The sequence below is a fragment of the Mesorhizobium sp. M1329 genome (genome assembly GCF_040318035.1).
Lineage (GTDB): Bacteria > Pseudomonadota > Alphaproteobacteria > Rhizobiales > Rhizobiaceae > Mesorhizobium.
Window position 1 is genome coordinate 74,081 of sequence record NZ_JAMYLN010000001.1, and the last position, 13,756, is coordinate 87,836.

14 protein-coding genes and 1 pseudogene are annotated in these 13,756 nt (G+C 62.0%); 3 read left to right on the top strand and 12 right to left on the bottom strand.

The genetic code is table 11. The features are described from left to right. Positions 1–240: 240 nt before the first annotated feature. Together recO and NKH21_RS00390 are read right to left on the bottom strand one after the other, a co-directional pair. Positions 241–1,029 (bottom strand): DNA repair protein RecO, encoded by a 789-nt coding sequence (gene recO, locus NKH21_RS00385; protein WP_352862662.1) that lies wholly within the window; start codon positions 1,027–1,029, stop codon positions 241–243. Between the two features lie 115 nt (positions 1,030–1,144). Continuing rightward, on the bottom strand, positions 1,145–2,233 hold the full coding sequence (locus NKH21_RS00390; RefSeq protein ID WP_352862663.1) for a porin: 1,089 nt from the start codon (positions 2,231–2,233) through the stop codon (positions 1,145–1,147). A gap of 41 nt (positions 2,234–2,274) precedes the next feature. On the opposite strand from NKH21_RS00390, the gene NKH21_RS00395 reads away from it, so the two are divergent. Beyond that, positions 2,275–2,661 (top strand): hypothetical protein, encoded by a 387-nt coding sequence (locus NKH21_RS00395; RefSeq protein ID WP_352862664.1) that lies wholly within the window; start codon positions 2,275–2,277, stop codon positions 2,659–2,661. Here NKH21_RS00395 and NKH21_RS32745 read toward each other — a convergent pair. Next, positions 2,594–3,606, bottom strand: a pseudogene (locus NKH21_RS32745) (antitoxin Xre/MbcA/ParS-like domain-containing protein). The gene NKH21_RS00395 and the pseudogene NKH21_RS32745 overlap by 68 nt on opposite strands. 20 nt (positions 3,607–3,626) lie before the next feature. Here NKH21_RS32745 and NKH21_RS00405 point away from each other — a divergent pair. Together NKH21_RS00405 and NKH21_RS00410 are read left to right on the top strand one after the other, a co-directional pair. Then, a complete protein-coding gene (locus NKH21_RS00405) occupies positions 3,627–4,430 on the top strand; it encodes a CPBP family intramembrane glutamic endopeptidase (RefSeq protein ID WP_352862666.1) in 804 nt (267 codons plus the stop codon). A gap of 107 nt (positions 4,431–4,537) precedes the next feature. Beyond that, on the top strand, positions 4,538–6,034 hold the full coding sequence (locus NKH21_RS00410; protein ID WP_352862667.1) for a winged helix-turn-helix domain-containing tetratricopeptide repeat protein: 1,497 nt from the start codon (positions 4,538–4,540) through the stop codon (positions 6,032–6,034). A gap of 44 nt (positions 6,035–6,078) precedes the next feature. Here NKH21_RS00410 and era read toward each other — a convergent pair whose 3' ends face one another. The 9 genes from era to rpoZ all read right to left on the bottom strand — a co-directional run bounded on the left by era (position 6,079) and on the right by rpoZ (position 13,584). Beyond that, positions 6,079–7,005 carry a GTPase Era gene (gene era / locus NKH21_RS00415; RefSeq protein WP_352862668.1) on the bottom strand — a complete coding sequence of 309 codons (927 nt, stop codon included), beginning with the start codon at positions 7,003–7,005 and terminating at the stop codon, positions 6,079–6,081. Beyond that, positions 7,002–7,727 (bottom strand): ribonuclease III, encoded by a 726-nt coding sequence (rnc, locus tag NKH21_RS00420; RefSeq protein WP_352862669.1) that lies wholly within the window; start codon positions 7,725–7,727, stop codon positions 7,002–7,004. Before rnc ends, era begins: the two co-directional genes overlap by 4 nt. A gap of 4 nt (positions 7,728–7,731) precedes the next feature. After that, complete coding sequence (gene lepB, locus NKH21_RS00425; protein ID WP_352862670.1) at positions 7,732–8,481, bottom strand: signal peptidase I; 750 nt, start codon at positions 8,479–8,481, stop codon at positions 7,732–7,734. A 77-nt stretch (positions 8,482–8,558) separates the two neighbouring features. After that, a complete protein-coding gene (gene acpS, locus NKH21_RS00430) occupies positions 8,559–8,972 on the bottom strand; it encodes a holo-ACP synthase (RefSeq protein WP_023719885.1) in 414 nt (137 codons plus the stop codon). Further along, positions 8,969–9,550: a DUF2062 domain-containing protein gene (locus NKH21_RS00435; protein WP_352862671.1), complete on the bottom strand. Its 582-nt coding sequence runs from the start codon at positions 9,548–9,550 to the stop codon at positions 8,969–8,971. Before NKH21_RS00435 ends, acpS begins: the two co-directional genes overlap by 4 nt. A 230-nt stretch (positions 9,551–9,780) precedes the next feature. After that, positions 9,781–10,161, bottom strand: a complete 381-nt coding sequence (locus tag NKH21_RS00440; RefSeq protein ID WP_352862672.1) for a VOC family protein — start codon at positions 10,159–10,161, stop codon at positions 9,781–9,783. Between the two features lie 13 nt (positions 10,162–10,174). Next, positions 10,175–10,753: an orotate phosphoribosyltransferase gene (pyrE, locus tag NKH21_RS00445; RefSeq protein WP_352862673.1), complete on the bottom strand. Its 579-nt coding sequence runs from the start codon at positions 10,751–10,753 to the stop codon at positions 10,175–10,177. An 89-nt stretch (positions 10,754–10,842) separates the two neighbouring features. Then, positions 10,843–13,071 (bottom strand): RelA/SpoT family protein, encoded by a 2,229-nt coding sequence (locus NKH21_RS00450; protein ID WP_352862674.1) that lies wholly within the window; start codon positions 13,069–13,071, stop codon positions 10,843–10,845. Between the two features lie 111 nt (positions 13,072–13,182). Beyond that, positions 13,183–13,584 carry a DNA-directed RNA polymerase subunit omega gene (rpoZ, locus tag NKH21_RS00455; RefSeq protein ID WP_023677773.1) on the bottom strand — a complete coding sequence of 134 codons (402 nt, stop codon included), beginning with the start codon at positions 13,582–13,584 and terminating at the stop codon, positions 13,183–13,185. Between the last annotated feature and the right edge of the window lie 172 nt (positions 13,585–13,756).

Sequence of the window (13,756 nt, forward strand, 5' to 3'; positions counted from 1 at the left end):
CCAAACCAGGCCAGTTGTCACTGACATTCAATCTTCAGTGACATTCAAATGCGGCGGCCAAACGGCCGGTCCATTCAACGTGCCGCCAGATTGGCCGCCGGAAAGATCGAGCATGTTTCGGTGCCGAAAGCCAGCAGCTTGCCATTGGCGTCCTTCAGCGCCGCTTCCGAAACGGCCAGCGTGCGGCCCTTGTGCCAAGGCCGAGCGGCGAAACGTTGCCGGGATAAGGTTCAGCGTCGCTCATCTGGTGGTTTCCCCGGCGGCGGTTTCTGCGGCGCTCGGCTTGCCGGATCCATGGCCGGGCGCATGGTGCCTGCGCAAGGCGGCGAGGAAGCCGGCGCGGGCGCCGGAAGGTTCGATGCCGCGTGGTTCGTAGACGTGACGGGTCAAAAAGAAGCCGGTTAGCCGGAACGCGTCCTCGATCGCCGCCGGATCGGCGCGCAGGCCCGAACCGCGCTGCAGGAAGGCAGGCAGCGCCAGCATCTTGTCGCGCCACGGCGCGCCCGCCGCCCGCGACACGGCGCGGCCGGATTTCGGCGAGACATAGGCAAGATCCTGCCTGGTGCCGGTCGCCGCACACTGGCTGAGATCGAGGCCGAAGCCGAGTTCGTCGAGGACCAGCAGCTCGAAGCGGGCTACCAGCTCGCCGGCGGCATCGGCATCGTCGAGATGAGCGATCATCACCGCAAGCGTCTCGTAAAGGCCGCCATGGGCGTCACGCTCAGGCAGAAGACGCAAATGCGCGGCCATCGTCTGCAGGCCATAGACGGCAACGGCGCTGTCCATCAGCCGGGCGGCGTTCATCTCGATGGCCTCGACCTGAAAGGTGCCGAGATGCTCGTCGAGCCGCGCCCGCCACAACAGGTCGACGCGATTGCCGGGCTGCAAGACAGGCTGCTGTTTGCGCGAACGGCCGCCGCGCACGAGACCGAGATGGCGGCCATGCGCACGTGTCATCACCTCGAGAATGGCGCTGGTTTCGCCATGCTTGCGGGTGCCGAGAATGATTCCCTCGTCGCGCCATTCCATGACGAGAGCTTGTCACCGATTGGATGGCGAAATCAAGATGAGCGACCTATCCGCCGCAAACCGAAACGGCCCGTAGCGTATCGCTACGGGCCGTTTCGGCGAGATCGTCGTTTGATCAGAACGAGCGCTGGAAGCGGAAGATGCCGCCGATTGCGTCGGCATCGTCGGCATCGAAATTGTCGTAATAGTCGACTTCGGCGGTGATCGTGTAACCAGGAACGATCGTGTAGGCGACGTTGGCCGCAACGGCGAAGTCTTTGTCGTCGGTATAGGAGACCTGGGCGTTCAAAGCGGTCTTCTTGTTGACGGCATAGCTGCCGCCGCCCCAGACGGCAAAGTTGCCAGTCCACGGTTTGTAGAAGTTCTTTGCGACGTTGTCGTCGCTGCCGTAGCCCGCCATCACGAACAGGGTCAGGTCAGCAATCGGCTTGACGTCGAGGCGGGCTTTGCCGGCCCATTCTTCCGACGTGCTGTTATAGGCGCCGACCGCGGTGATCGCACCCCAGTCACCCTTGTATTTCACGCCGCCGACGACAAACGGAACGTAGCTGTCGATCGACTGGTCAGCGCCGGAGCCCGTTTCGACCGAGGCGACTGCCGTAAAGCCATTACCGCCGTCGAAATAGTAACTGATCAGGTTGGTGTCCTTGGTGCCGTAAGGAATGATAGTGTCCTGGACGACGCTGCCGGCGTAGCCGATGAACGAATCATAGACAGTTTCATCCTTGCCGACGCGGAAACCTCCAAGCTGGATCCAGGCGAAGTTCAGGGTAACCGCCTTGTTGTCCTGCACGCTGAAATCAACACCGCTCACGGTGCGTTTGGTATTGCCGAAGTTGAAACGGGTCTCGGTGTAGGTCTTCAAAGTGCCGAGCTCGGTTTCCTGGCCTGTCCACGTCTTCAAATTGAAGCGCGCATTCTTGTTCCAGGTCTGCTGTTCGTCACCGTCCATAAGGTCGTGTGTCGTCGCGCCGTCGAAAACGCGGCCACCGTCGCCGAAGCTGGCGTCATAGCGGACATAGCCGCCGATGCGCAGGCAGGTCTCGGTGCCGGGGATGTAGTAGTAGCCGGCGCCGTAGACGTCACAAATCTTGACGTATTCGGCGGGTTCCGGCTCGGCGACCACAACAGCGTCGGCGGCGCGCGCGCCGGAGACCGCGACGAATGCCGCGGCTGAGCCGAGAAGAAGGCTCTTGATATTCATTTTCTGACCTCTCCAGTCAAAGTTAAAATGGCTTTGAACCCATGGTTGAACGGCTGAACGCCTCACCCACGTCGAAAAAGGCGCGCACTGCACCCCCTCTTCAGGCGGCGAACATACTCATCGGCATTCCAGTCTCAATGACGATTATAAAAATAATCAATGTTTTAATAACAGAAGAAATCCATGTTGCACAAATATCACTTCATATTTTCTTCATAATCGCTCCCGGCACAAACGAGACATTGTCACAATTGTACGAAAATATACTTGTGCCATTAGCCGGCAAACCGATCGGAATCCGACAGACATTCCTTTTACGTGTTCTTTTTTTGGAATGGACTTCTAACGTTGGCAGCGAGATCAAGCCAACTTCGCCATCGCTGCGTTCTGTGCGGCAAGAACGACTTCCGCCACCAGATCCTGCCTGAGCATTTCAATGGGAGTACGTCCGGCGAGGCCGGGCGCGGGGCCGATCAGCCACGCCCAGGCATGCCGTGGCTCGGGCATCGCGGACAAGACTTCCTTGATACCCGGAGCCGGCCTGCCGTCGACGAACTGGGCCAGGGGAAATACATGTTTGCGGCCACCGGTGCGCAACGCAACGACCGCTGCCAGCGATGCAGGGTCGAGCGCGATATGCCGAGATTTTGCTGCAGGAACGTCGACCCGGCGACCCGACCGGCCCAGTCCTCGACCCGCATCGCGTCAAGGTCGCCGCTTCCAACCGGTTGGACGTCCGTCCCTTGGGCTCGGTGTGCGCTCGACAGACGCGTCCGGGCACTGCGTTCCGCAGCTTCGGCCGCCAATATCCGCACGAACCGCGAGGCCATGCCGGGCAATCTTTCCTGCATGGTGTCGATCGCCCTGATGTCGGTCGGTGCAAGCAGGGCGACGGCGGCGGCAACGGCCCCGGCGATCCTGCCCGCTGCAACGACCGCATCGCTGTTCGTCACCTTGCCTTGCCGCGCCAGCACGCGCTCGATCTCAACAGCGACGGCGTTTGCAAACTCGATCTGACGGATGGGGTCGATGCGATTCCAAGTCCCGGTCATGTCCTGATCTGGCTGCTTGCCTGCCGGTTCCGGTTTGCTCGGAAGCGGGTCTTTCGAACAGCGTATAGGCAGGGTGTATGACGGAGAGACGACAAACGGGAACCGTGCACGATTGCAATGTCGGCAGGTGCTCCAGCCGGTCCGGTTCTGCATGAAATATCGGAAATTTCTCAGAACCCGCTCAGGATTTCGTGTCGCGCCGGTGCCAATAAGAAACGGGTCGACCGAGGGTGGTCGACGCATGGCCTCCCGGAGGGATTCGGCCGGCGGTTCAAGATGCAAGTCGACCGATTGGGCAGTCCGGCGACCTCTCATTGTCATCTGCCCGTGAGAGGCCCGACATGACTTCGTTCCTGCGCCTGGTGCGGCAGCATCAGTTGACTGCCTTCTTTTCGTTGGCGCTTGCCCTTACCTGGTTTGCCTATATCCCGTTCTACCTGTCGAGCGGCGATAGCATTCCTTGGTTTACCTTCGGCCCGATGATCTCCGGATTCGTTGTCGCAGCCCTTTCCGGAGGCTGGACTTCGGTCAAGGCCATTCTCGCTTCCATGGTGAAGTGGCGGGTATCTCCGTTGTGGTATCTGGTGGCATTCGGCCTGCCATTGGGCACGCAGCTTGCCTCGATCCTGGTCAATCCGCTGTTTGGCTCGGCGACGCCGGCCTGGAGCAATATTCCAGCCGTCACTGAGATACTGCCGATCATCGCGCTCTATGCGGTGTTCAGCGGCCCGCTTGGCGAAGAGCCGGGATGGCGCGGCTTTGCGACACCGCGTCTTCTGGCCAAGCATTCGGCGCTGGCCGGAAGCCTGATCCTCGGCGCGATCTGGGCGATCTGGCATTTTCCGCTCGGCCTGGTCGGCGATCTCAGCGTCTACGGCACGATTAACGTCCTACTGGCGGCAGTGGTGTTCACCTGGCTCTATCAGAACACCGGTAGTGTGCTTCTCGCCATTCTGATGCATGTCACCCATCAGAACAGCGTACGCTTCCTGGGCAAGGTGTTCATCGACGCCGACCATGTGCAGCAGCAATGGATCGGTGTTGCGATCTGGGCGGTGGCTGCGGTCGCCATCGTTGCCGTCTACGGCACCGAGAGCTTCGTCCGCAGGTCGGCAATGCAGCCCGCCCTCGCTGGCGCCGTCTAATTTGCGGCGCCCAAATCCAAAGCACCGCTTTCGGCGGCGACAGACCTTGACCCAGCCCCCCAGCCGTAGGCCAATACAGGCACGGCTTCAGGGAGCGGGCCATTTCGATGGCGGTTTCGGCCACTGATCAGGTTTTTCAGTTCGGCGGTTTCACGCTCGATCTGGGCAAAGGCACGCTCGGCCGGGCCGAACAGCCGGCCTTCCTGCGGCCGAAAGCCTACGCATTGCTGACGCATCTCGCCCGCCACATCGGCCGTGTGGTGCCGAAGTCGGAATTGATGGATGCGGTCTGGCCGGGTGTTTTCGTCACCGAGGACTCGCTGACGCAGTCGATTCGCGAGATCCGCAGGGTGCTCGGCGAGGAAACGATACGGACCGTATCGAAGCGCGGCTACATGCTGATCCCTGAAATTGAACCGGTGCCCGAACCCGGCGCGCAGCCGATCGTGGCGGTGCTCAGGTTCCGCAATGACGGCGCCGATCCGGCCGACGAAGCGATCGTCGACGGTATCGCCGAAGACATTATCAACGGTCTCGCCCGCTTCGGCACGCTGACAGTGCTGGCGCGCAATTCGAGCTTCTCGTTTGCCTCCTATTCGCCCAGTGAATGGCCTGTCGTGCGTTCGCGTATCGGCGCCGATTATCTCGTCGAGGGTTCGGTGCGGCGGCAGGCAGGCAGCATCGTCTGTGCGGTCAATCTCGTTGACGCAGCCAGCGCTTCCCAGCTCTGGGGCGATCGCTACCAGGCCGATTACGCCGGGCTGTCCGCCATCCAGCAGGAGATCGTCGAAAAGATCGTCGGCCGGCTGGTGGTTCGGGTGAACAATGCCGGCCTGCAACGTGCCTCGCGGCAGCCGGTAGCCAGCCTCGCCGCCCATGAACTGGTGCTGCGCGGCGTCGCTTTGCTGCGCGATCCGGCGCAAAGCGAACTGGAAGAAGCGGCAGCGTTTTTCGAAGCGGCGATCGTCAGGGACCCGGCCTATGGCCTTGCTTACACCTATCTGGCGCTGTCGCATGTACTTAACAGCGAATTCGGGCCCATCAGCGACGCCGTTCTGACGAAGGCCCGCGACCTGGCCGACCGGGGCATCGCATTGTCGCCGGACCAGGCAACGGCACACCGCATCCAGTCGCTGGTGCGGCTCAATATGCGCGACCACGAGGCGGCCGAGCATCATTTGCGCATCGCGCTCGAGCTCAATCCGGGCGACGCAGACTGTATCGAGCAGATGGGGCATCTGTTGACGATGCGCGGCCGGCCGCTCGACGCGCTCGCCTGGCTGGCGCGTGCCATCCGCATCAACCCGCTGCATCCTCACTGGTATCAGTACGATCGCGCGCTTGCGCTATACATGCGGGGCGAATACCGCACGGCTGCCGAGGCGCTGGAGCTGGCGACGCGACCGACGCCGTGGATCCGCACTCGGCTTGCCGCCTGTTACGCTCAGTTCGGCGACATGCAGGCGGCAAGGCGCCAGGCTGCGCTGATCAACGCCGACGGCTCCGATTTCTCGCCACTCGACTATGCAAGAACGGGCATCCCGTTCGAAAACGCCTCCGACGCCGAACATCTTGCCGACGGCGTGTCGCTGGCACTTGGGTAATCCTGAGGCGGCCAACAGGCCGCTCGGCGGATCGCCCAATAGGCTCAGTGCGGAAATTCGAGCCCCATTTCACGGTAGCGCTCGGGATCGTCGCCCCAGTTCTCGCGCACCTTGACGAACAGGAAGAGGTGCACCTTTTGCTCGAGTATGCCTGCGATTTCCATGCGCGCGGCCTGGCCGATGGCGCGGATCGTCTCGCCCTTATGGCCGAGCACGATCTTCTTCTGGCTGTCGCGCTCGACATAGATGGTCTGGTCGATGCGCACCGAGCCGTCCTTCTTCTCTTCCCATTTCTCGGTCTCGATGTGGGAGGAATAGGGCAGTTCCTGATGCAGCCTGAGATAGAGCTTTTCGCGGGTAATCTCGGCCGCGAGCTGGCGCATCGGCAAGTCGGAGATCTGGTCTTCCGGATAGTACCAGGGGCCGGCCGGCAAGGTCTCGGCGAGATAGTCGAGCAGGTCCTTGCAGCCGGACCCGGTCAGCGCCGAAACCATGAAGGTGCGCTTGAACGGCACCCTTTCGTTGGCTGCCGCCGACAATGCCAGCAACGTCTCGTGCTTGACCCGATCGACCTTGTTGAGGATCAACACCATCGGCTGCCGGACATCCTTCAGCCGCTCGAGGATGGCGTCGGCATCGCCCCGGATGCCGCGCTCGGCGTCGATCAAGAGCAGCACGACATCGGCGTCCTTGGCACCGCCCCAGGCTGTGGTCACCATCGCGGTGTCCAGCCGGCGCTTCGGCTTGAATATGCCCGGCGTGTCGACGAAGACGATCTGCGCGTTGTTGTGGGTGGCAATGCCGCGCACGATGGCGCGCGTGGTCTGCACCTTGTGCGTCACGATCGACACCTTGGCGCCGACCAATTGGTTGACCAGCGTCGATTTCCCCGCATTGGGCGCACCGATCAGCGCGACGAAGCCGGAGCGGGTAGCGGGAGCTTCTGTTGCCGGAGCTTCGGTGGCGGTCATGCGGCACTCCCTTGATTGAGCCAGACGCCTTCCCGCTGCAGAAGTGCCGCGGCTGCAGCCTGCTCCGCCTCGCGCTTGGAGCGCCCGCTGCCGGTCGCCGGCGGATAGGCGCCGACCTTGACGCTGACGGTAAACAGCGGATCGTGGTCCGGTCCCTCGCGGCTGTCGATTATGTAAACCGGCACTGCGCCTGCCGCCTGATGCGCCCATTCCTGGAGTTCGGTTTTCGCATCGCGACGGGCGGCGTCAATGGCTTGCGAACGCGGCTGCCAGTATTTGTGGATGAAAGCACGGGCCGCTTCCAACCCGCCGTCGAGATAGAGCACGGCGATCAAAGATTCCAATGCATCGGCGCGCAGATTGACGCGCTTGCGCCCATCGAGGCCGCGTACGTCCGAACCGGCGCGAATAAGTTCCGGCAGGCCGATCTCCTCGGCGATTTCCGCCAGGGCCTCGGCGTTGACCAGCGCGTTCAATCTCAGCGATAGCTCACCCTCGGCAGCGTCGGGAAATGCCGCCAGCAGCATATCGGCAACGACAAGGCCGAGAACGCGGTCGCCCAGGAATTCGAAACGTTCGTAGTCGATGCCGGCATGACTGCCGCGAGCGCTGGCATGGGTCAGCGCCCGCTGCAGGCGCTGGTGGTCGCCAAAACTGTGGCCGGTGCGCTCCTTGAGCGCATCGGCGAGCGCATCGGCGGTCAGCCGTTTCGTCGCCGCCATGGCCCTAATTGACGAAATGGAACAGGCGCGAGGCGCGCATCAGCGATGGCCATTTCCAGATTTCGAGCGGGCTGGCGCTGCCGCCGATCGAGAAGAAGATGAGGTTGGCGCGGCCGACCAAATTCTCGTCCGGCACGAAGCCGACGGTGAAGCGGCTGTCCGACGAGTTGTCGCGATTGTCGCCCATCATGAAATAGTGACCGGGCGGAACCTTGAACTCTTTGGTATTGTCGCCGATCGAAGCCTGCGTCAGGTCGAGCGTGTCGTAGCTGACGCCGTTCGGCAGCGTCTCGCGATAGACATCGACCGGCCCGTTCTCCTCGGTGATGTCGCGGTTGTCGATCTGCCCGACCTTGACGCGCGGCACGCCCACGTCGTTGATGAAGAGCTGGCCATCCTTGACCTGGATCTTGTCGCCCGGCAGGCCGACGACGCGCTTGATGTAGTCGACGGAAGGATCCGGCGGAAACTTGAACACCACCACGTCGCCGCGCTTCGGCTCTGAGTCCCAGATGCGGCCCGAAAAGATGTTCGGCCCGAACGGCAGTGAATAGCGGGAGAAGCCGTAGGACCACTTGGTGACGAAGAGATAGTCGCCTTCGAGCAAAGTCGGCCGCATCGACCCGGACGGGATCGAGAACGGCTGGAACAGGAGCGTGCGGATGACCAGCGCAAGCAGCAGGGCCTGGACGATGACGCTGACGGTTTCGCCAAGTCCGCCGGATTTCTTCTGGGTTTTTTCAGCCACGCTCATGTCGTCCTCGATTGTGCGTTGGATGGTATAGAGTCTCGGCGCGCGCTGGGCAACGTCATGCCGGTGGTCAGATGCAATCAATGTGGCGCTTCTTCGACCGGCAACGCTTCAATGATCACAAAGGCTTGAGCGAGCGGAAAATCATCGGTGATGGTGAGGTGGATCACGGCGCGATGCCCTTCAGGCAGGATTTCGTCCAGCCGCGCTGCCGCCCCGTTGGTCAGCGCCATGGTCGGCTTGCCGCTGGCCAGGTTGACGACCCCCATGTCGCGCCAGAACACACCCTGCGCCAGACCGGTGCCCAATGCCTTGGCACAGGCCTCCTTGGCAGCGAAACGCTTGGCGTAGGAGGCCGCACGCGCCGCGCGGTTTTCGGAGCGCGCCTGTTCGATCTCGGTGTAGATGCGTTGGATGAAGCGCTGGCCATGGCGTTCCAGCGACTTCTCGATGCGTCTGATGTCGATGAGGTCGCTGCCGATACCGATAATCATTCGGCGGGAACTTCCGGCCCGGTTTTTCCAGCCTTTGCGGCTCTATCGGCCAGCCGCTTGCAGCGCTGCTCCTGGAAAGTGACCATGCCCCAGCGGGTGATGCCGTAAAACAGCAGCCCGAAAACCAGGCCGAGCGGTATCGCGCCAATGGTCATCGGCTTCAGCACCGGTCCCCACAATTGCGAAAATGAAAGATTATGCAGCATGTCGCCAAGATGGGCCGGTGGGCCATGCGCCGGCAGGTGTTCATGCAGGATCAGCTTGCCGACCTCCCAGGAGGCGGCCCATAGCAGCGGAAAGGTCAGGGGATTGCCGAAGACCGTGCCAAGTGCTGCCGCGACCAGATTGCCGGCGATCAGCCAGCACAGGATGGCGGCAATGATGAAGTGGAAGCCAAGCGGGAAAAACGACGCGAATACGCCCGCCGCAACACCGGCGGCCACGGCGTGCGGCGTGGCCCTAAGCCGCAGGATGCGCTTGGAGAAATACCGCAGCGAGCGCGAGAACGAGCGGCGCGGCCACAAATAAGTACGCACCCGCTCGAAAAAAGCATCAGGCTTGCGCCGTCGAAAAAGCACTCTGTTCCTGTTCCTAGTTCCATCGATGGCTTCACGCCGGCTTTTCCAGCCAGGCGCGACAGCCCATGCTGCGCTCTGCGGTCGCCGAAAAGCAACTACGACGTTGATATAGCGATGCGCTGGCCGAAGAACAACGAGGCCGAGGGCATCCGCTCGGTGGCCGGTCGCGCCAGCCCTGGGTATCGCCGATCTGAACAGGGTATGATCGCGGCGAATTTAAGGAGCGCCGCTTAGGATCGATATTCGCTGACCTCGACGAGGTTGCCATCCGGGTCACGGAAATAGACCGATATCATCGCGCCACGAGCGCCGGCACGCTCGACCGGGCCGACTTCTATCACCACGCCATTGGCGGCGAGGCTGGCACATATCTCGGCGAGCGGACGGGCAGCAATCAAGCAGAAATCTCCGGAACCCGGCGTCGGCGCCTTGGCCTTCGGCTCGAAGGTACGCCCGACCTGATGCACATTGATCTTTTGCGTTCCAAACAGCAGCGCCGTTGGTCGGTCCGGCTCGTCGAGGCGCTCGAAGCCAAGCACGCGCTGATAGAAGGCGCAGGTATCGTCCACCGAACGAACTGTCAGCACGAAATGATCGATGCCGGCAATCACGGCAGCGCCTCCGTCATATATTGCGGCTGCCGGGCTTGATCGCCGGTATGGCGGCGAGTTCGGGCGGCAGCCTGTCGGCCGGATAGGCCGGAACTTCATATTCGGCGAGCGCGATCAGCGGCACGCCGACATCGGTCTTGCCGGCCGAGCGGTCGATGATGCATGCGGCGGCAACGACCTCGGCGCCAAGGCCGCGCAGGCAGTCGATGGCCTCGCGGATCGACAGGCCGGTGGTGACGATGTCCTCGACAATGACAACGCGCGATCCCTTGGGGATCTCGAAACGACGCAGCCTGAATTCGCCCCCTTCCCGCTCGACCCAGATCGCCGGCACACCAAGATGGCGCGAGGTCTCATAGGCCGGGATCAGCCCGCCGATTGCCGGACCGACGACGTAGTCGATCCTGCCGGGCACGCCAGCGCGGATCTTTTCGGCCAGCGCCTTGCACAAGCGCTCGGTCTTGTCGGCATGCATGAAAACGCGCGCCTTCTGCAGGAAGACCGGGCTGCGCAGGCCCGACGTCAGGATGAAATGCCCTTCGAGAACGGCGCCGGCCTCGCGGAAAATGCCCAGCACTTCATCGGTGTTCATTGTTCGCTCCATGCCCATGGTGAATGGTGAATGGTAGTGAGAGCACTCTCTTTCACTATTCACTATTCACTATTCACTATTCACACTATTCACCCATTCACGCGTCGCGCGTCGCTGACGCTCGAATTGTCCTTTAGCTGTGACAGCAGCCGGTTCAAGTGCTTGAGGTCCCACACTTCGAGATCGATCAGCATTTCGGTGAAATCAGGCGCGGTGCGCACCATCGACAAGGTGTGGATGTTGGCATCGTTGGATGCGACGACTTGCGCAATGTCGGCGAGCGAACCCGGTGCGTTGATGGCGGTGACAGAGACGCGCGCCGGGAACCGCTCCTTGGTGCGCTCGTCAATATCCCAGCGCACGTCGATCCAGCGCTCGGGCTGGTCGTCAAAGGCCTGCAGCGCCGGCGACTGGATCGGATAGATGGTGATACCGGTTCCCGGCTGCACGATGCCGACAATGCGGTCGCCAGGCACTGCCCCTTCCGGCGCGAAGCGCACCGGCAGATCGCCGCGCACGCCACGGATCGGCACCGCATCGTCACGCGGCTGGTTTTTGTCCTTGCGCGCGGCGCGGCCCGGAATCTGGAACAGCATGCCGGCGGCGTTGCGGATCTTCGACCAGCCCTCCTCGCGCTGCTTGGGCGCGACCAGCGTGACACGCTCGTCCTTGTAGTCGGGAAACACCGCCTTCATGACATCGGTGGAGGCAAGTTCGCCTCGGCCGACCGCGGCCAGCACATCCTCGATATCCTTGCGCGCCAGCCGGTGCAGCACCGGCTTCAGATTTTCCTTGGTGAAAATCTTGCCGGACCGTTCGAAGGCGCGCTCCAGAATTCGGATACCGAGACCCGAATATTGCTTGCGAATAGCGTTCTTGGTGGCGCGGCGGATGGCCGAGCGTGCCTTGCCGGTAACGACCACCGATTCCCACGCCGCCGGCGGGACCTGCGCCTTCGAGCGGATGATCTCGACCTCGTCGCCATTCTTCAGCTCCGTCATCAGCGGCATGATGCGGCCATTGACCTTGGCGCCGACGCAAGTGTCGCCGACGTCGGTGTGGACGGCATAGGCAAAGTCGATCGGCGTGGCGCCGCGCGGCAGCGCGATCAGCATGCCCTTCGGCGTGAAGCAGAATACCTGGTCCTGGAACAGTTCCAGCTTGGTGTTTTCGAGGAAGTCCTCGGGATTGTCGCCTTCGGCAAGCTGCTCGATGGTGCGCCGCAGCCAGGCATAGGCATTGGTTTCCTTCGAGATCGCATGGGCGGCGCCGTTCATCTTACCGCCGCTATCCTTATAGATGGAATGAGCGGCGACGCCGTATTCGGCGATCTTGTTCATCTGGTAGGTGCGGATTTGCAATTCGACGCGCTGGCGCGACGGGCCGACAATGGTGGTGTGGATCGAGCGGTAGTCGTTTTGCTTCGGCGTCGAGATGTAATCCTTGAAGCGGCCGGGCACCATCGACCAGGTGGTGTGGATGGCGCCGAGCGCGCGGTAACAGTCCTCGACCGTCTCGACAACGACGCGGAAGCCGAAAATGTCGGACAGCTGCTCGAACGACAGCGCCTTGGCCTCCATCTTGCGGAATACCGACCACGGCTTCTTTTGCCGGCTCTTGACCTCGGCCTTGATCGAATATTTGTCGAACAGCGTGGAGAGCGCCTTCTCGATCTCGGACAGCACGCCCTTGTTGCGCTCGAAGATTTCGGCGAGCCGTGCGGTGACGGCGCGGTAGGCTTCCGGATTGATGAAGCGGAAGGCGATCTCTTCCAACTCCTCGCGCATGCCTTGCATGCCCATGCGGCCGGCCAGCGGCGCGTAGATGTCCATCGTCTCTTCGGCAATGCGCAGGCGCTTGGCTTCCGGCACATGGTCGAGGGTGCGCATATTGTGCAGGCGGTCGGCGAGCTTGACCAGAAGCACGCGCACGTCTTCCGAGATCGCCAGCAACAGCTTGCGCAGGTTCTCCGCCTGCTCGGCCTTTTTCGAGACGAGGTCGAGCTTCTTCAGCTTGGTCAAGCCTTCGACCAGCTTGCCCATTTCCGGGCCGAACAATTCGTCGATCTCGGCCCTGGTCGCCGTGGTGTCCTCGATCGTGTCGTGCAGCAAGGCAACAGCAATCGTCGCCTCGTCCATGTGCATTTCGGTGAGGATGGCGGCGACTTCGAGCGGATGCGAGAAATAGGGATCGCCGGAGGCACGCTTCTGGTGGCCATGCTTCTGCATGGCGTAGACATACGCCTTGTTGAGCAGCGCCTCGTTGACGTCAGGCTTGTAGCGCTGCACGCGCTCGACAAGCTCATACTGACGCATCATGGGCGGGATCTCGCAATGCTGAAATGAATCATGCGCCGCACTGGCGTACGGCGCATGTCATAGATAGCCACGAAACTGCCGACGCGAAAGTGTCGGCAGTTGTCGCTAAGATCAATAATCGTCGCTTTTTTCCGGCGGCACCAGGCCTTCGATGCCGGCCAACAGGTCTTCTTCGGTCATGCGATCGAAGGTGACGTTGTCCTCGGCGTCGTCGGCATCGGTGGCCGCAACGGCGCTGCCGGTCTGGTCGGCAATCGCCTCGCCATCGGCTTCCGGCTCATCGACCTCGACATGCTTCTGCAGCGAATGGATGAGATCTTCCTTGAGGTCGTCCGGCGACAGCGTCTCTTCGGCGATTTCGCGAAGCGCAACGACTGGGTTCTTGTCGTTGTCGCGCGGTACGGTGATCTGCGCGCCCTGGCTGATCTGACGGGCGCGGTGGCCGGCCAGGAGCACCAGCTCGAAGCGGTTGTCGACCTTGTCGATGCAATCTTCAACGGTTACGCGGGCCATGAGTTGCCCCTTTCATGCCTGGATTTGATGGAAAACAGGCGCGGTCCATAACCCGAACGCCGCCAAAATACAAGCTTTTATGGCGATGCGCAGCTCTGACGCGGCCCGCCTGCGACGACACAGCGCCGATCACAATTGCTTGCGGTGCGGCATGGTGCCTTGGATTGCCGTA